Here is a 16,385-nt window from a genome sequence, read left to right on the forward strand (position 1 = left end):
GGCCCGATTGTCACGAGGACGCGGGCGGTCCCGTCGTAGAACTCTACGACGGGACCGCCGGGCGACTGCGCGCCGTATACGATTCAGTGCGCTCCGACACCGGTGAGCGACTTGACCTCCAGTTCCGCGTACTTGCCCTTGTCCGGCTCCTCCTTGGAGAGCAGCGAGCCGAGCCAGCCGAGCAGGAAGCCGAGCGGGATCGAGACGAGGCCCGGGTTCTCCAGCGGGAACCAGTAGAAGTCGACGGTCTTGAACATCGAGGTGGGCTTGCCGGAGACGACCGGCGAGAAGAGCACCAGGACGACCGAGGAGACCAGGCCGCCGTAGATCGACCAGAGCGCGCCCTGGGTCGTGAACCTCTTCCAGAACAGGCTGTAGAGGATCGTCGGCAGGTTGGCCGAGGCGGCGACGGCGAAGGCGAGGGCCACCAGGCCGGCGACGTTGAGGTCGCGGGCGAGCGCGCCGAGGGCGATCGAGACGATGCCGATGAGGACGGTCGCCCAGCGGGCCGCGCGGACCTCCTCCTTCTCGGTGGCCTTGCCGCGCCGAATGACGTTGGCGTAGATGTCGTGCGCGAACGAGGACGACGAGGCCAGGGTCAGTCCGGCGACCACGGCGAGGATGGTGGCGAAGGCGACGGCCGAGATCACCGCGAGCAGGATCGCGCCGCCGGTCGAGCCGGCGCCGCCGCCGATCTCCAGGGCCGCGAGCGGCGCGGCCGTGTTGCCGGCCTTGTTGGAGGCGATGATGTCGCTGTTCTTGAGCAGGGCCGCGGCGCCGAAGCCGAGCACGATCGTCATCAGGTAGAAGGCGCCGATGATGCCGATGGCCCAGTTCACGGACTTACGGGCGGCCTTGGCGGTCGGCACCGTGTAGAAGCGGATCAGGATGTGCGGCAGGCCTGCGGTGCCCAGGACGAGCGCGATGCCGAGCGAGATGAAGTCGAGCTTCGAGACGCCGGTGGCGCCGTACTTGAGGCCGGGCTCCAGGAACGCCGAGCCCTTGCCGCTGTTGGTGGCGGCGGCGCCGAGCAGGTCGGAGAGGTTGAAGTCGAACTTCAGCAGGATGAGGAAGGTGATCAGGAGCGTGCCGGCGATGAGCAGGACCGCCTTGACCATCTGCACCCAGGTGGTGCCCTTCATGCCGCCGATGGTGACGTACACGATCATGAGCACGCCGACCAGGGCGACGATCGCGACCTTGCCGCCGTCGCTGGTGATGCCGAGCAGCAGCGAGACGAGCACGCCCGCGCCGGCCATCTGCGCCAGCAGGTAGAAGATCGAGACGACGATGGTGGAGGTGCCGGCGGCGGTACGGACGGGGCGCTGGCGCATCCGGTAGGCGAGGACGTCGCCCATGGTGAAGCGGCCGGAGTTGCGCAGCGGCTCGGCGACCAGGAGCAGGGCGACCAGCCAGGCGACCAGGAAGCCGATGGAGTAGAGGAAGCCGTCGTAGCCGAAGAGGGCGATGGCGCCGGCGATGCCGAGGAAGGACGCGGCCGACATGTAGTCGCCGGAGATCGCGAGGCCGTTCTGGAAGCCGGTGAACTGGCGGCCGCCGGCGTAGAAGTCGGCGGCGCTCTTGGTCTGGCGGCCCGCCCACACGGTGATGACGAGCGTGGCGACGACGAAGACGCCGAAGAGGCTGATGATCAGCGTCCGGTGCTCGCTGGTGGCGTTCTCGGCCGCCAGCTGGACGGCCTGGAAGGTGCTGCTCACGCGTCGGCCTCCATACGGGACTTGATGGCCTCGGCCTTCGGGTCGAGGCGCTCGGCCGCGTGCCGCGAGTAGAGCCAGGCGATGAGGAAGGTGGTGAGGAACTGGCCCAGGCCGAGGACGAGGGCGACGTTGATGTTGCCGAAGAGCTTGGTTCCCATGAAGCCGCCCGCGTAGTTGGACAGCAGCACGTAGAGCAGGTACCAGGCGATGAAGCCGACGGTCAGCGGGAAGGCGAAGGAGCGGTAGGTGCGGCGCAGTTCGCCGAATTCCGCACTCTCCTGCACCTCGACGAAGGCCTCCGTCGTGGGCTGGACGGGGCCGGGGGCGGCTTCCGTGCCGCTCTGGGGCGGCGGCGGTGCTTCGGTGGCCACGGAATCTCCTCGGGACGCGGGGGCGGTGGGCATGGACAAGGGGGCCTCACTGAGGGGTGGGGAAGGGGACTCCGGGCGGAGTCCCACCCCTGCACAACGGCACGGCGGACGAGGCGACGCGGTTCACCGCGGACGTTTTTCTTCTGTGGGATCTCCATCAAGTCGTCTCAACTCATTGATGGGTCGGCAAGATCAGCGATAGCTTCACTCGTCATGCACCTGACTGCGCGCAAACCGGCGCGCGGTCAGTACATACGGATGATGTGGAGAACCCATGGCTCATCTGGGATCGAGACGCGGCCGAGTACTCGCTCTGCCCGCCGGACTCGCGCTCACGGCATCGCTCGGCTTCCTGCCCGCAGGCGCCGCCAACGCTGCGGAGCTGAGCGACGCGCCGTCCGCGTCCGTCGTCTCGACCGACGGCCCGAAGCTGTCGTACGTCGTCAACGTCGAGGGTGGCCGCTGGACGGCCGCTTCGGTGAAGAAGGCGATCGCGGCGGCCGGCGGCACGGTGGTCATCTCCTATGACCAGATAGGCGTGATAGTCGTCCACTCGCAGAACCCCGAGTTCGCGAAGACGATCCGCAAGGCCCGCGGTGTGGTGTCGGCCGGTTCGACGCGCACCGCCCCCCTCTCCGTCCAGTCGGATAACGCCGTCGGCGAGGGCGACCAGGCGCTGAGCCCCGCCGAGGCCGCCGCGGCGGCGGCGCGGGCCACCGACGAGCAGGACGCGCTGGAGCCCCTGCAGTGGGACCTGCCGGCCATCAAGGCGGACAAGGCCCACCGCAAGACCCTCGGCAGCAGCCGGGTGACCGTCGGCGTCATCGACACCGGCGTCGACGACACCCACCCGGACCTGGCGCCGAACTTCGACACCAAGGCCTCGGCGAACTGCGTGTCCGGCGTCCCGGACACCACCCCCGGCTCGTGGCGCCCCAACCCGGGCGAGAGCGACCACGGCACGCACGTCGCCGGCACCATCGCCGCCGCCAAGAACGGCATCGGCGTCACCGGTGTCGCCCCGGGCGTGAAGGTCTCGGGCATCAAGGTCTCCACCCCGGACGGCTTCTTCTACACGGAGGCCGTGGTCTGCGGCTTCGTGTGGGCGGCCGAGCACGGCGTCGACATCACGAACAACAGCTACTACACCGACCCGTGGATGTTCGCCTGCAAGAACGACGAGGACCAGAAGGCCCTCATCGAGGCGGTCTCCCGCGCGACCCGTTACGCGGAGCACCGCGGCACGGTCAACGTCGCGGCGGCCGGCAACTCGAAGTTCGACCTGGCGGCGGACTCGATCCTGGACAACAGCAGCCCGAACGACACCACTCCGGGCGACCGCGTCATCGACCCGAAGGTCTGCCTCGACTACCCGGCGATGCTGCCGGGCGTGGTCACGGTCTCCGCGACCGGCGCCAAGGGCCTGAAGGCCTCGTACTCCAACTACGGTCTCGGCGTCATCGACGTCTCCGCCCCCGGCGGCGACCGCACCGAGTACCAGACCCCGGACGCCCCGGCGGTCAACGGCCGCATCCTGTCGACCACGGTCAACGGCGGCTACAACTACAAGGCCGGCACGTCGATGGCCTCGCCGCACACGGCGGGCGTGCTCGCGCTCCTGAAGTCGACCCACCCGCACGCGAGCCCGGCGGCGCTCAAGGCCCTGCTGTACGCGCAGGCCGACGACCGCGCCTGCACGAACCCCTACGACATCGAGGGCGACGGCACCGTCGACGCGGTGTGCGAGGGCGGCAAGAGCAAGAACGGCTTCTACGGCGCCGGACTGGTCGACGCCCTGGACGCGGTGCGCAAGTAGTTCACCGAGGGCCCCGGTGTGGTGATCCACACCGGGGCCCTTCGCGTGGCACCGAGTGCCATCATGCGTTCATGGACGGATACGTGGACAGCACGGTGCACGGTGCTACGGAGTCGTTGTGGTCGGCCCTGGGCGGTGACCCCGCCCTGCTCGACCGGGTGTCGTACGGCGGGCCCTCCGGACTCCTGGCCGCCGGACTGCCGGTGATGGACCTGGCGCGCGCGACGGTCGCGGTCGCGGGCCTCGCCGCGGTGGAGCGGGAGGGCGGGGCAACACGCGTGCGGGTGGACGACGGGGCCGTCGCCACCGCCTTCGTGAGTGAGCGTCATCTCCGGGTCGACGGACGGGCGCCGGTCTCCTTCGCGCCGCTGTCCCGCTTCTGGCGCGCCGCGGACGGCTGGGTCCGCACACACGCCAACTATCCGCACCACCGGGCGGCGCTCCTCACCGCGCTCGGGGTGGACGGGGAGACGGAGGAGGCCGTGGCGGCGGCGATCGCCGAGCGGCCGGCGGTCGAGGTCGAGACGGCGGTGTACGCCGCCGGGGGCCTGGCCGTGGCCCTGCGCACCCCGCGGGAGTGGGCGGCGCACCCCCAGGGGCGGGAGGTGGCCGCACGGCCGTTGCTGACGGCCGAGCGCCTGGACGACGCGGCGCCCCGCCGGGACCGGCGGGACGGGCGACCGCTGCGGGTGCTGGACCTGACCCGGGTCATCGCGGGACCGGTGGCCACCCGGACGCTCGCCCTGCTCGGCGCGGACGTGCTGCGGATCGACCCGCCGCACCGCCCCGAGCTGCCGGACCAGCACACGGACACCGACATCGGGAAGCGGACGGCGGCACTGGACCTGGCGCGCCCGTCGGACCGCCGCACCCTGGACGAACTCCTCGACTCCGCGGACGTCCTGGTCACCGGCTACCGGCCGGGCGCGCTGGAGCGCTTCGGTCTGCAGCGCCCCGGTCTCGTCGTCGCCCGGCTCTCGGCATGGGGCGACTACGGCCCCTGGGGCGAGCGGCGCGGCTTCGACAGCCTCGTCCAGGTGGCGAGCGGGATCGCGGTCACGGAGGGGTCGGCGGAGCGGCCGGGCGCCCTGCCGGCGCAGGCCCTGGACCACGGATCGGGCTATCTCCTGGCGGCGGCGGTGCTCCGCTCGCTGACCGAGCAGGACCGGGACGGCGGCACCCGCCTCGTGCGGCTGGCGCTGGCGCAGACGGGCCACTGGCTGTCGACGGCGCTCCCCCGCTACGAGCCGGAGCGCCACCTCGCCGAACGGGACAGCCCGCTGGGGCGGCTGCGGTACGCGCTGTCCCCGGTGACGTACGACGGAGGCCCGGCGGACTGGTCGCGTCCGCCGGGCCTCGCGGGGGCCGACGCACCGGAGTGGCTCGGGGCCTGATCCGGTGCCGCCGGGGCGGCTTCGCGGCCCGTGCCGCGACCACGGCGGTCGCCGCGACCACGGCTACGGCTTGACGAGGACCTTGAGGGCCGTGCGCTCGTCCATCGCCTTGTAGCCGCCGGGGACGCCGTCGAGGCCGACGGTCAGGTCGAAGACCGGCGACGGGTCGATCGTGCCGTCGAGGACGTCGGGGAGCAGCTCCGGGATGTACGCGCGGACCGGGGCGACTCCGCCGCGCAGCGCGATGTTCCGGTCGAACATGACGGACAGGTCCAGGCCGGTGCCGCTCCCGTGCGGGACGCCGACGTAGCCGACGGAACCGCCGTCACGGGCGATCGCCACGGCGGTGCGCATCGACTGCTCGGTGCCGACCGCCTCGATCACGGCGTGGGCGCCCTGTCCGCCGGTGAGCTCGCGGACGGCGGCCTCGGCGGCCTCGCCGCGCTCGGCGACGACGTCCGTGGCGCCGAAGGTGCGGGCGATGTCGGTGCGGGCGGTGTGGCGGCCGAGCGCGATGATGCGCTCGGCGCCGAGGCGCTTGGCGGCGAGCACGCCGCACAGGCCGACCGCGCCGTCACCCACGACCGCGACGGTCGAGCCGGGCTTCACGCCGGCGCCGAGGGCGGCGTGGTGGCCGGTGCCGAGGACGTCGGAGAGCGCGAGGAGGGCGGTCAGCAGCCGGTCGTCGGACGCGGCCTCGGCGGGGAGGCGGACGAGCGTGCCGTCGGCGAAGGGGACGCGGACCGCCTCGCCCTGACCGCCGTCGGAGCCCACGGAGCCCCAGAACCCGCCCTGCGGGCAGGAGGTCTGCAGGCCCTCGGCGCAGTACGCGCAGCTGCCGTCGGACCAGACGAAGGGGGCCACGACCAGGTCGCCGGGCGCGAAGCCGGTGACGTCCGCGCCGGCCTCCTCCACGACACCGAGGAACTCGTGGCCGATCCGCTGGCCGGGCTGCCGGGCGGACTCGCCCCGGTAGGCCCACAGGTCGCTGCCGCAGATGCAGGCGCGCAGCACCCGCAGGACGACGTCCGTGGAGTCCCTGATCACCGGGTCGGGCACCTCCTCCACTCGCATGTCGAACGGAGCGTGAATGGTGGTGGCGCGCATGGGGGGCGGTCCTCGCTGTCAGACGGTCGTACGACGTTCACCGTACTCCGCTCGCGCCGGGCCCGCCGCCGACGGGCCCGGAAGCGGGGCGGGCGGGGGCCGGACCGCGTGATCGGACGTCCCCCGCTACACCCCCGCCGCACCCAGCAGGGAGCCCGCCGCGTACGTCACCGCCATCGCCAGCGCTCCTCCTCCCATGTTCCGCAGCACCGCGCGGCCCGCCGGGGCCGCGCCGAGGCGGGCGCTCCACCAGCCGGCGAGGGCGAGTGCGGCCAGGACCGAGAGGACGGTGACCCAGAGCCGGAGCGAGGCCGGGGGAAGGACCATCGCCAGCAGCGGGAGCAGGGCGCCGACGGTGAAGGCGAGGAAGCTGGCGCCCGCCGCGTGCCACGGGTTGGTGAGCTGGTCGGGGTCGATGCCCAGCTCCACGCGCGCGTGGGCGCGCAGTGCGTCGCGGGCGGTGAGCTGCTCGGCGGCCTCACGGGCGACCTCCGGGGAGAGGCCCCGGTCCGACAGCATCCCGGTCAGTTCGTCGAGTTCCGCCTCGGGCCGCTCCCGCAGTTCGCGCTTCTCCTGGGCCAGGGCCGCCCGCTCCGAGTCGCGCTGGGTCGAGACCGAGACGTACTCCCCCGCCGCCATCGACATCGATCCGGCCAGCAGGCCGGCGAGTCCGGCGGTCAGGAGCGCGGACCGGGAGGCCGTCGCGCCGGCGACGCCCACGACGAGGCCCGCGGTGGAGACGACTCCGTCGTTGGCTCCGAGCACGGCGGCCCGGAGCCAGTTGAGACGGGTGCCGAGGCCGCCGCCGTGGGCTTCGTCGTGGTCGGTCTCACGGGTCTCGTCGGTCACACCGGGGAGTATTCCCGCGGTTCCTCACCACACGCGGACCGACCCGCCCGGGGCGAAGGCGGGACTGGTGGCGCCCGCCGGGATCTCCGCGAGGGGCTCGGCGATCTCGGCCACCGTCGGTCCGTGGAGCGCGGCCAGGGGTTCCAGCACGGCCGGGTCGAAGCCGTAGACCCGGGCCGCGTTGCCGCCCACCATCGCCGCGACCTCCTCGCGCGGCAGCCCGGCGTAGGCGATCCGGAGCCCTTCGCGGGAGTACGGCGTGGTGCCCTCGTCGTGCGGGTAGTCGCTCCCCCACATGATCTTGTCGAGGCCGATCCGGTCACGCAGCGGGACCTCGTGGGGGCGCATGAAGCTGGCGCCCACGAAGCAGTTGTCGCGCCAGACCTCGCTGGGGCCCTTGCCCATGGACGCGGCCAGCCCCGCGCCGAACCTGGACTCGGCCGTCACGGCACGGGAGGCCGCGGCGACCAGACGGGCGTGGTAGTAGTCCAGCATCTCGACGACCCCGGGGATCCAGCCCGAGCCCTGCTCGGTCAGGACGAGCCTGAGCTCCGGGTGGCGGCGGAACGCGCCGCCGAACACCAGGTGCCACAGGGCCCGGTGCGAGAACCAGGTCGTCTCGACCATGAACACCGCGCGCGCCGCCGGCTCGTCGCCGAGCGGCGGCGAGGCCGAGCCGCCGTGGTGGTTGACGGGCACGTCCAGTTCCGCGCAGACCGCCCAGATCGGGTCGTAGGCCGACGAGTAGAGCTCCGGGATCCCGCTGCCGGGCGGCGTGCCGGGCAGCAGGATGCCGCCGGTGAGGCCCGCCTCCTTGGCGCGGCGGATCTCCCGCACGGCCTCGTCGACGTCGTTGAGGAGGATCTGCGCTACCCCCGCCCGGCGGCCCGGCGCGTCCGCGCAGAAGTCGGCGAGCCAGCGGTTGTGGGCCCGCAGGCCCGCCCAGCGCTGCTCGTACTCCTGCCGGGTCGGCGCCGGGGCCATCAGCGAGGCGGAGGGGAAGAACGGCGGGATGGTGTTGGGGAAGACGACCTCCGCGACGATGCCGTCGGCCTCCAGCTCGCGCAGCCGGCGCGCGGAGTTCCAGTTGCGGTCGGCGGTGTCGGCCAGCAGGTCCTCGTACGGGTTGACGTAGCCGGCCGCCCAGGCGTCGAAGTCGTCGTGGTACCGCTTCTCCAGGTAGGGCCGGTAGTCGAGCAGGTCGGCGCCCGCGTGGCAGTCGGCCGAGATGACGGTGTACCGGTCCTCGCTCACGGCGTCACCCCCAGCGCGGGGAAGTCGTGGTCCGTCAGCCAGTGACGGCCGACCTCGCGGGAACGGGCCCAGGAGGCCTCCACCGCCGTCTGGTCGGCCGGCTGCCCGAGTTCGGCCGGGGTGGGCCCGATCCGGCGGGCGATCGGTTCCAGTCGCGCGACGTCGAAGCCGAAGACCTCGGCCGCGGCCAGGCCCAGCATCCGGCGGGTCTCGGTCACCGGGATGTCGTGGAAGGTCTGCCGGAGCCATGCGCGGGTGGCCGGCCAGGTCCCCTCCGGGTGCGGGAAGTCGGAGCCCCACAGGATGTTGTCGACGCCGATCTCGTACCGCTGGGCCAGTTCGCGCCGCTTGGTGTTGGTGGCGCAGACGAAGACCTGGCGGTCCAGGTACTCGCTCGGGGGGCGCCGCAGCTCGGCGAACGGGGACAGCTTCTTGCCGCCGTGGGCGCCCAGGTAGAGCCGGTCCATGAACCACAGCAGGTTCGGCAGCCACCAGCAGCCGGACTCGGCGACGCCGAACCGGAGCCCGGGGTGCCGCTCGAAGACCCCGGACCAGAGCAGGAACCAGAGCGGCCGTGCGGGCCACCAGGTGACCTCGCTGACGTAGATGCCGAGGTGGTCGCCGTACTCCTCGCGGGGCGCCGCGCCGGAGTGTGTGACCAGCGGCATCCCGGTCTCGGCCGCCGCCGCCCACACCGGGTCGTAACGCCGGTCGTGGTAGGGCTCCTTGTCCACCCACATCGAGGGGATCATGAGCGCGCCGAGCCCCGACTCCTTGGCGCGGTGGATCTCGGCGACGACCTTGTCGGTGTCGGCGGTCACCGGCAGCAGCGCCACCCCGCAGTGGCGTTCGGGATTCTGCCCGACGAACTCCGCCAGCCAGCGGTTGTGCGCCTGCGCGCCCGCCATGCCGAGCTCCGGGTCCTGGTCCCCGGAGAGACCGAGGCCGACGCCGAAGGGGGCGGCCGTCCCGCTGTCCACGGCGTCCGCGTCGGGGAAGACGACCTCGGCCGCGACGCCGTCGCCGTCGAGTTCCTTGAGCCGCTGGGCGGCGTCCCAGCCGCCACGCAGCCCTTCCTCGTTGTCGCTGAACCACTTGTTCGCGAAGGTCTCGTTGCGCACGCCGAGCCGGGTCATGGCCTCGCGGCGGGCGTCCCGGCCGGCGAGGAAGTCGTCGAAGGCGCGGTGGAACCGGGAGTCGAGGTAGGGCCGGTACCGCTCGGTCGGCAGCCCGGCGTGGCAGTCGGAGGAGATGATCAGATAAGGATCCTCATAGCTCATGGCGAAGCCCCTCAGTCGAGGATGAAGCTCTCCAGATAGGTCGGGTTGGCGCGGTCGAGCATGGACTGCGAGCGCGCTCTGATCTGGCGGTCGCTGTGCTCGCCGGCCGGCAGCATCCAGAAGCGGTCGGCGCGGATGCCGTCGACGACGTGTCCGGCCACCTCCTCGACGGGGGTGAAGGCGACCTCGTGCCCGGCCTCCTTCATCGCCGTCTCCCACTGGTCGAGGCTGCGGTACGGGGTCCGGCGCGGGCGCTGCTTGGCGTACCGCTCGGGCCGGTTGCGGTGCGACTCCCACAGGCCGGTGCGCAGCATGTGCGGGCCGGGGAAGAGCACGGAGGCGCCCACGGGCGCGCGCCGGGCCCTCAACTGCGCGTACAGCGACTCGGTGAGGGTGACCACCGCCGACTTCGTGACGGCGTAGACGGAGGCCGTGGGCAGCGGGGCGATCCCGCCGTCCCCGGAGGAGGTGTTGACGACGTGCCCGGGGCCGCCGCCCGCGATCATGCGCGGGACGAAGGCCTGGATGCCGTGGAAGACCCCCCACACGTTGACGGCGAAGGCCCATTTCCAGTCGTTGGGCTCGTGCTCCCACATCGGGCCCTCGGCGCCCGAGCCGACGCCCGCGTTGTTGCAGAGCACGTGCACCGCGCCGAAGGTGTCGTACGCGGCGTCCGCGAGGGCCGCCACGGACGCGGGGTCCGTGACGTCGACCGTGTGGGCGAGGACCCGGGCGCCGTCCTCGGACAGCTCCGCGGCCGCCCGGCCGAGGGCGGGCTCCTCCACGTCCCCGAGGACCACGGCCAGTCCCTCGGCGGCGAAGCGGCGCGCCATGGCGAGCCCGATGCCGCTCGCCGCCCCGGTGACGACGGCGACCTGTCCCGCGCGCAGTTCCATCACACGCTCCCCTCGGGCGGTCCGTCGAGGACCTGCTGCGGATCGTCGTAGCGCTGGTGGATGTACGGCGCGAGGCTCCCGGCGCTCACCCGCTCGGCCACCCGGCCCTTCTGGTCGGTGGTCTTCTCGCCGACGGTGATCTCGACGATCCGGCGGACGGGGAGGTCCGCGACCGGGTCGTACATGGACTCGCGCAGGACGACGTCGCCGGTGACGCGTTCCAGCCTGCGGACCTTCTCGTGTCGGACGCAGTGGACGAGGACGGGATCGTCCTCGAAGCCGGAACCGTCCACCGCGGGGAGGAACTTGAAGTAGAAGTCGGTCTTCTCCACGGGCTCGGGCAGGGGCAGCGGGCCGGACACCGCGCCGCGCACCTCGACGAAGGCGATGCCGTGCCGGGCGAGTGCGGCCCGTACGACCATCCCCTCCCGCTCGACCGTCACCTCGCCGAGCTTCTTGGGCTCGCCGAAGACCTCGCGGCCGCCGACCAGGGCGCGCTCGTGGGTCATCGGCATGACCAGGGGGTACCAGCCCTCCCGGTCGCCGTGGGCGGCGGCGACGGCTACCGAGCCGGCCCCGAGGGGGTAGCCGGGCAGGTCGACCCGGGAGATGTTGGCCCGGACGAGGGGGCGTCCGACGGGTTTCAGCGGAGGCGGCAGGACGGCCGCGACCACGTCGGGGTCGGTCTCCCAGACGGCGACCACGCCGGTGGACCAGATGTCGGGGAGCGAGGAGCTCTTCGCGCGGGCCGCCGCGATCTCGGCGTCGGTGCGCGCGCCGTACCGTACTCGTGCCATGAGGTACCGCCCTTCGGGGAACCGTCAGCGTGTAACACAGTTACACCCGGCGCGATGAAGGGTAAATACCCGTGCAGACACCCGACTTGGGGAGACCATGGCTCGCTCCGCGCTGACCCGTGAGGAGGTCCTGCGCGCCGCCGCGGCGCTGGTCAGGCAGCACGGTCCGGACGCGCTCACGATGCGCAGGCTCGCGGCCGAGCTGGGCACCGCGGTCACCTCGATCTACTGGCACGTGGGCAACCGCGAGTCCCTGCTGGACGCGCTCGTCGAGCGGACCGTGGCCGATCTCGCCGCGATCACCCCGCGCGGCCGCACCCCCGTCGACCGGATCGTGTCCGTGGCCGGCACGCTCCGCCGCGACCTGCGCGAGCGGCCGCACCTGGTGGCGATGGTGCACGAGCGGGGCCTGACGGAGCGGATGTTCCTGCCCGCCCAGCGCGCCCTGGCCGCCGAGGTGCACGCGGCGGGGCTGCGGGGCGCGCGGGCCGCGCAGGTGGTCCGGGCCGTGCAGTTCCACGTCGTCGGCCACGTCCTGGTGGAGCGCAACCGGGAACGGGCGCCGGTCCAGTCGCCGGGCGAGGAGGACCTCTGGGACGCCGAGGGCGAGGCGGCTCCCGACCCGGCCCTGGCCCGTGCGCTGACCCGCCCGGTGGACACCGGGCGCCTCTTCGCCGTGTCCGTGCGGGCCCTGGTGGAGGGACTGTTGGCGGTTCCCGGCCGGCCGGGGGACCCGGCCGGCTGACCCGGCGTCCCGTCCGCGCGGCCGGTACGCCGTGCCCCGCACGCGTCGGCGGGATGGCCGGATCCGGGCACCCGGATCCGGCACCGGGCACCACGGTGTCGGCGGCGGCCCGTATTCTCAGTGACCATGCTCGACGACCGTACGACAGCAGCGACGTGGCCGACCGCCTACCCACAGGGGTACGCGGTCGTCGACGTGGAGACCACCGGCCTCGCCCGCGACGACCGGATAGTGTCGGCTGCCGTCTACCGGCTGGACGCCCAGGGAAACGTCGAGGACCACTGGTACACGCTCGTCAATCCGGAGCGGGATCCGGGGCCGGTCTGGATCCACGGACTGACCAGCGACGTCCTGGAGGGCGCGCCCCTCTTCCCGGAGATCGCCGCAGAGTTCTCCGCGCGGCTCGACGGCCGGGTCCTGGTGGCGCACAACGCCATGTTCGACTGGTCGATGATCGCCCGGGAGTACGCGCGCGCCGAGCGGACCGCGCCGGTGCGTCAGCGGCTCTGCACCATCGCGCTCTCCAAGGAGCTCTCGCTCCCCCTGCCCAACCACAAGCTGGAGTCGCTGGCCGCGCACTACGGCGTGGTGCAGCAGCGCGCGCACAACGCCCTGGACGACGCACGCGTCCTCGCCGAGGCGTTCCGGCCGAGTCTGCACACGGCGGCGGAGCGGGGCGTACGACTGCCGCTGCTGGAGTGCCGGCCGCTGACGGAGTGGGCCGCCTCCCCGGTCGCGCCGCGGATCGGCCACCAGGCCGCGTACCACGCGAACAGCTGGCGCCCCTCGCGGAAGCGCCCGGCGTGCCCGTACCCGAACCCCGGACGTTACGAAACGGATAAACCGCTCAAGCAGGGTATGCGGGTGGCGTTCTCCGGCGACACCTCGATCGACCGCGAGCTCCTGGAGGACCGCGCGACCGACGCCGGGCTGCACGTCGCGAGCAGCGTGTCCCGCCTGACGAGCCTGCTGGTGACGAACGATCCGGACGCGGCCACGTCCAAGACGGTGAAGGCGAAGTCCTTCGGCACCCCGATCGTCGACGAGGCCGCCTTCACCCAACTGCTGCGGGACGTCGACGCGGCAGACGGGTGACGTGCCGGGCGTGCGTCCCACGCTTCCGCGGCCGGGAGCCCCACCCTGTGGCGCATGGCACGTTGTGAGGTCTGCGGAAACGACTACGGCATGTCCTTCGAGGTGCACGCGCAGGGCGCGGTGCACGTCTTCGACTGCTTCTCCTGCGCCATTCACCGCATGGCGCCCATCTGTGACCACTGTCGGGTCCAGATCATCGGCCAGGGCGTCGAGGTGGAGGGCAGCTGGTACTGCGGCGCCCACTGCGCCCGCTCGGAGGGGAAGGTGGGCATCGTCGACAAAGTCTGAGAGCCGGGCCGGCCCGGGCGACCGGAGCCCCCGTGCGTGCACCCCATGACCACGGTTGTACCGTCATGGGGTGTACCGCTTCCTGTTGTCCCGGCAGTGGGTGATCCTCACCCTCGTCGCCCTCGTCCTCATGCCGACGATGATCGAGCTGGGCTTCTGGCAGTTCCACCGGCACGAGCGCCGCGTCGCCCAGAACTCCCTGATCGCGGACAACCTCCGGGCGGAGCCGGTCCCGGTGGAGGAGCTGACCTCCGTCGGGCACACCGTTCCGCGCGCCGACTACTGGCGCCGGGTCACCGCCACCGGCACCTTCGACACCGCGCACGAGGTCGTCGTGCGCCGCCGGACCTCCGCGGACGACCGGGTGGGCATGCACGTGCTGACCCCGCTGGTGCTCCGGGACGGCCGGACCGTCGTGGTCAACCGCGGCTGGATCCCGGCCGCCGCCGATCAGAAGGCCTTCCCCGACGTCCCGCCCGCCCCCAAGGGCGAGGTCACGGTCACCGGACGGCTCAAGGCCGACGAGACGACCGGCGCGAGCGGCATCAAGGACCTCCGCGGACTGCCGGACCGTCAGGTGATGCTGATCAACAGCGGCCAGCAGGCGAAGCTGCTCGGCCGCGAGGTGCTCGGCGGCTATGTCGAGCAGACGGCCCCCGAACCCGCCGGGTCCGGCCCCGAGCAGATCGCCGAGCCCGACCACGACTCGATCGGCGCCCACATGGCGTACGCCGTCCAGTGGTGGCTCTTCACCGCCGGTGTGCCGGTCGGCTGGGTGATCCTGGTGCGCCGCGAGAAGCGCGACCGGGAGGCCGCGGCCCGTACCGACGACGGTTCCGGGACCCCCGAGCCCGCCCCCGCCGCCGTCTGAGTGAGCCCTTCGGAAGAAGCCCCGGAGGCCGGATCGGCCGACGGGCGTTCCCCGGGTCCCATGCGGACTCCCCCGCCCCGCTGATTGACCGTCGCCGCTTTCGGGAACACGCCAAAGCGTGACGCAACGTATCGACGACTACGCCCTCATCGGCGATCTGCAGACCGCCGCGCTCGTCGGACGCGACGGATCGATCGACTGGCTGTGCCTGCCGCGCTTCGACTCGGCCGCCTGCTTCGCCGCGATCCTCGGAGACGAGGACAACGGGCACTGGCGGATCGCGCCCAAGGGCGCCAAGAACTGCTCCCGGCGGGGCTACGCCGGGGACACCCTGGTCCTGGAGACCTACTGGGAGACGCGGACCGGCACCGTCAAGGTCGTGGACTTCATGCCGCAGCGGGACACGATGCCCGATGTCATGCGGATCGTGGAGGGCGTCAGCGGCTCGGTCGAGATGAGCTCCGTGCTGCGGCTGCGCTTCGACTACGGCTCGATCGTGCCGTGGGTGCGGCGGGCCGACGGCCACCGGGTGGCCGTCGCGGGGCCCGACTCGGTCTGGCTGCGCAGCGAGCCCGAGGTGAAGACCTGGGGCCAGCAGTTCTCCACCTGCTCCTCGTTCACGGTCGACGCCGGCCAGAAGGTGGCCTTCGTCCTGACCTGGCACCCCTCGCACCAGCCGCGCCCGGACCTGATCGACCCGTTCACGGCCCTCGAACAGTGCCTGATCGACTGGCGGGACTGGTCCTCGCGGTGCACCTACGAGGGGCCGTACCGCCGTGCCGTGCTGCGTTCGCTCATCACCCTGAAGGCCCTGACCTACGCCCCGACGGGCGGCATCGTCGCCGCCCCCACCACCTCCCTGCCGGAGGAGCTCGGCGGCGTGCGGAACTGGGACTACCGCTCCTGCTGGCTGCGCGACTCGACCCTCACCCTCGGCGCGCTCCTCACCGCCGGCTACGTCGAGGAGGCGGCGGCCTGGCGGGACTGGCTGCTGCGTGCGGTGGCGGGCGATCCGGCCGACCTGCAGATCATGTACGGCCCGGGCGGCGAACGCAGGCTCCCCGAGATGACCCTGCCCTGGCTGCGCGGCCACGCGGACTCAGCGCCGGTGCGGATCGGGAACGCGGCCGTGGACCAGTTCCAGCTGGACGTGTACGGGGAGGTCATGGACTCGCTGTTCCGGGCCCGGGAGTCGGGCATCCCGGCGGAACGGCACGCCTGGAACCTCCAGCTCAGCCTGCTCGGCTTCCTGGAGTCGACCTGGCGGCAGCCGGACGAGGGCCTCTGGGAGGTACGCGGCCGCCGCCGCCACTTCGTGCACTCGAAGGTGATGGCGTGGGTGGCCGCCGACCGCGCCGTGCGCATGCTGGAGGCCGACCCCTCGCTGCACGGGGATCCGGCGCGCTGGCGGGCGATGCGGGAGGAGATCCACGCCGAGGTCTGCGACAAGGGCTTCGACCCCGAGCGCAACACCTTCACCCAGTCGTACGGCTCGCGCGAGCTGGACGCGGCGACGCTGCTGATCCCCCAGGTCGGTTTCCTCCCGCCGGACGACCCCCGCGTCGTGGGCACCGTCGAGGCGGTCCAGGCGGAGCTGCTGCACGAGGGCTACGTGCTCCGCTACAGCACCGCCGGCGAATCGGTCGACGGACTGCCGGGGCAGGAGGGGACCTTCCTGGTCTGCTCCTTCTGGCTGGCGGACGCGCTGCGCCTGATCGGGCGGACGGAGGAGGCGCGGAAGCTGTTCGAGCGGCTGGTGGCGCTGCGCAACGACGTGGGTCTGCTCGCGGAGGAGTACGACCCGGTGACGGGGCGGCAGCTGGGCAACTTCCCGCAGGCCTTCAGCCACATCGGCCTGGTGAACACCGCCCTCGCCCTGCCGTGGGAGGAGACGGCAGGATAGG

Annotated in this window: 15 protein-coding genes; 7 read left to right on the plus strand and 8 right to left on the minus strand. The window is 72.5% G+C overall.

Features of this window, described 5'->3' with window-relative positions; translation table 11 throughout:
• Nucleotides 1-83 precede the first annotated feature (83 nt).
• Nucleotides 84-1,718 (minus strand): cation acetate symporter, encoded by a 1,635-nt coding sequence (locus ACGFZF_RS00170; RefSeq protein WP_393550025.1) that lies wholly within the window; start codon nucleotides 1,716-1,718, stop codon nucleotides 84-86.
• On the minus strand, nucleotides 1,715-2,089 hold the full coding sequence (locus tag ACGFZF_RS00175; RefSeq protein WP_356605535.1) for a DUF485 domain-containing protein: 375 nt from the start codon (nucleotides 2,087-2,089) through the stop codon (nucleotides 1,715-1,717). Before ACGFZF_RS00175 ends, ACGFZF_RS00170 begins: the two co-directional genes overlap by 4 nt.
• A gap of 274 nt (nucleotides 2,090-2,363) precedes the next feature.
• On the opposite strand from ACGFZF_RS00175, the gene ACGFZF_RS00180 reads away from it, so the two are divergent.
• Both ACGFZF_RS00180 and ACGFZF_RS00185 read left to right on the plus strand, forming a co-directional pair.
• The gene (locus ACGFZF_RS00180; RefSeq protein WP_393550028.1) at nucleotides 2,364-3,905 is read left to right on the plus strand and encodes a S8 family serine peptidase; all 1,542 of its coding nucleotides are present in this window, start codon (nucleotides 2,364-2,366) and stop codon (nucleotides 3,903-3,905) included.
• A 71-nt stretch (nucleotides 3,906-3,976) separates the two neighbouring features.
• Complete coding sequence (locus ACGFZF_RS00185) at nucleotides 3,977-5,299, plus strand: CoA transferase (RefSeq protein ID WP_393550031.1); 1,323 nt, start codon at nucleotides 3,977-3,979, stop codon at nucleotides 5,297-5,299.
• Between the two features lie 63 nt (nucleotides 5,300-5,362).
• Here ACGFZF_RS00185 and ACGFZF_RS00190 read toward each other — a convergent pair whose 3' ends face one another.
• The 6 genes from ACGFZF_RS00190 to ACGFZF_RS00215 all read right to left on the minus strand — a co-directional run bounded on the left by ACGFZF_RS00190 (nucleotide 5,363) and on the right by ACGFZF_RS00215 (nucleotide 11,482).
• Nucleotides 5,363-6,406, minus strand: a complete 1,044-nt coding sequence (locus ACGFZF_RS00190) for a zinc-dependent alcohol dehydrogenase family protein (protein ID WP_393550033.1) — start codon at nucleotides 6,404-6,406, stop codon at nucleotides 5,363-5,365.
• A 126-nt stretch (nucleotides 6,407-6,532) separates the two neighbouring features.
• Entirely contained in the window at nucleotides 6,533-7,255 is a 723-nt protein-coding gene (locus ACGFZF_RS00195; protein WP_393550035.1) for a VIT family protein, read from the minus strand.
• A gap of 24 nt (nucleotides 7,256-7,279) precedes the next feature.
• Nucleotides 7,280-8,509, minus strand: coding sequence for an amidohydrolase family protein (locus ACGFZF_RS00200; RefSeq protein WP_356778940.1), 1,230 nt, complete (start codon nucleotides 8,507-8,509; stop codon nucleotides 7,280-7,282).
• A complete protein-coding gene (locus ACGFZF_RS00205; RefSeq protein WP_393550038.1) occupies nucleotides 8,506-9,789 on the minus strand; it encodes an amidohydrolase family protein in 1,284 nt (427 codons plus the stop codon). Before ACGFZF_RS00205 ends, ACGFZF_RS00200 begins: the two co-directional genes overlap by 4 nt.
• 11 nt (nucleotides 9,790-9,800) lie before the next feature.
• Nucleotides 9,801-10,685, minus strand: coding sequence for an SDR family NAD(P)-dependent oxidoreductase (locus tag ACGFZF_RS00210; RefSeq protein ID WP_393550040.1), 885 nt, complete (start codon nucleotides 10,683-10,685; stop codon nucleotides 9,801-9,803).
• The gene (locus ACGFZF_RS00215; RefSeq protein ID WP_393550042.1) at nucleotides 10,685-11,482 is read right to left on the minus strand and encodes an acetoacetate decarboxylase family protein; all 798 of its coding nucleotides are present in this window, start codon (nucleotides 11,480-11,482) and stop codon (nucleotides 10,685-10,687) included. The genes ACGFZF_RS00210 and ACGFZF_RS00215 overlap by 1 nt, the downstream gene beginning before the upstream one ends.
• Before the next feature lie 97 nt (nucleotides 11,483-11,579).
• Between ACGFZF_RS00215 and ACGFZF_RS00220 the strand changes: the two genes are divergently transcribed.
• The 5 genes from ACGFZF_RS00220 to ACGFZF_RS00240 all read left to right on the plus strand — a co-directional run bounded on the left by ACGFZF_RS00220 (nucleotide 11,580) and on the right by ACGFZF_RS00240 (nucleotide 16,384).
• Nucleotides 11,580-12,227, plus strand: a complete 648-nt coding sequence (locus tag ACGFZF_RS00220; protein WP_393550044.1) for a TetR/AcrR family transcriptional regulator — start codon at nucleotides 11,580-11,582, stop codon at nucleotides 12,225-12,227.
• 120 nt (nucleotides 12,228-12,347) lie between these two features.
• Nucleotides 12,348-13,322, plus strand: coding sequence for a DEDDh family exonuclease (locus ACGFZF_RS00225; RefSeq protein ID WP_393550046.1), 975 nt, complete (start codon nucleotides 12,348-12,350; stop codon nucleotides 13,320-13,322).
• A gap of 54 nt (nucleotides 13,323-13,376) precedes the next feature.
• Nucleotides 13,377-13,610, plus strand: coding sequence for a hypothetical protein (locus ACGFZF_RS00230; RefSeq protein ID WP_356778947.1), 234 nt, complete (start codon nucleotides 13,377-13,379; stop codon nucleotides 13,608-13,610).
• A gap of 70 nt (nucleotides 13,611-13,680) precedes the next feature.
• On the plus strand, nucleotides 13,681-14,481 hold the full coding sequence (locus ACGFZF_RS00235; protein WP_393550049.1) for an SURF1 family protein: 801 nt from the start codon (nucleotides 13,681-13,683) through the stop codon (nucleotides 14,479-14,481).
• Between the two features lie 118 nt (nucleotides 14,482-14,599).
• Nucleotides 14,600-16,384 carry a glycoside hydrolase family 15 protein gene (locus tag ACGFZF_RS00240; protein ID WP_393550051.1) on the plus strand — a complete coding sequence of 595 codons (1,785 nt, stop codon included), beginning with the start codon at nucleotides 14,600-14,602 and terminating at the stop codon, nucleotides 16,382-16,384.
• The last annotated feature ends 1 nt before the right edge of the window (nucleotide 16,385 follow it).

The organism is Streptomyces sp. NPDC048338 (genome assembly GCF_043201055.1).
Lineage (GTDB): Bacteria > Actinomycetota > Actinomycetes > Streptomycetales > Streptomycetaceae > Streptomyces.

Bases quoted from the DNA above. Each gene is read 5' to 3' on its own strand.
- ACGFZF_RS00180 (WP_393550028.1), top strand. From the start codon at position 2,364: ATGGCTCATCTGGGATCGAGACGCGGCCGAGTACTCGCTCTGCCCGCC.
- ACGFZF_RS00185 (WP_393550031.1), top strand. From the start codon at position 3,977: ATGGACGGATACGTGGACAGCACGGTGCACGGTGCTACGGAGTCGTTG.
- ACGFZF_RS00190 (WP_393550033.1), bottom strand. From the start codon at position 6,406: ATGCGCGCCACCACCATTCACGCTCCGTTCGACATGCGAGTGGAGGAG.
- ACGFZF_RS00205 (WP_393550038.1), bottom strand. From the start codon at position 9,789: ATGAGCTATGAGGATCCTTATCTGATCATCTCCTCCGACTGCCACGCC.
- ACGFZF_RS00210 (WP_393550040.1), bottom strand. From the start codon at position 10,685: ATGGAACTGCGCGCGGGACAGGTCGCCGTCGTCACCGGGGCGGCGAGC.
- ACGFZF_RS00215 (WP_393550042.1), bottom strand. From the start codon at position 11,482: ATGGCACGAGTACGGTACGGCGCGCGCACCGACGCCGAGATCGCGGCG.
- ACGFZF_RS00220 (WP_393550044.1), top strand. From the start codon at position 11,580: ATGGCTCGCTCCGCGCTGACCCGTGAGGAGGTCCTGCGCGCCGCCGCG.
- ACGFZF_RS00230 (WP_356778947.1), top strand. From the start codon at position 13,377: ATGGCACGTTGTGAGGTCTGCGGAAACGACTACGGCATGTCCTTCGAG.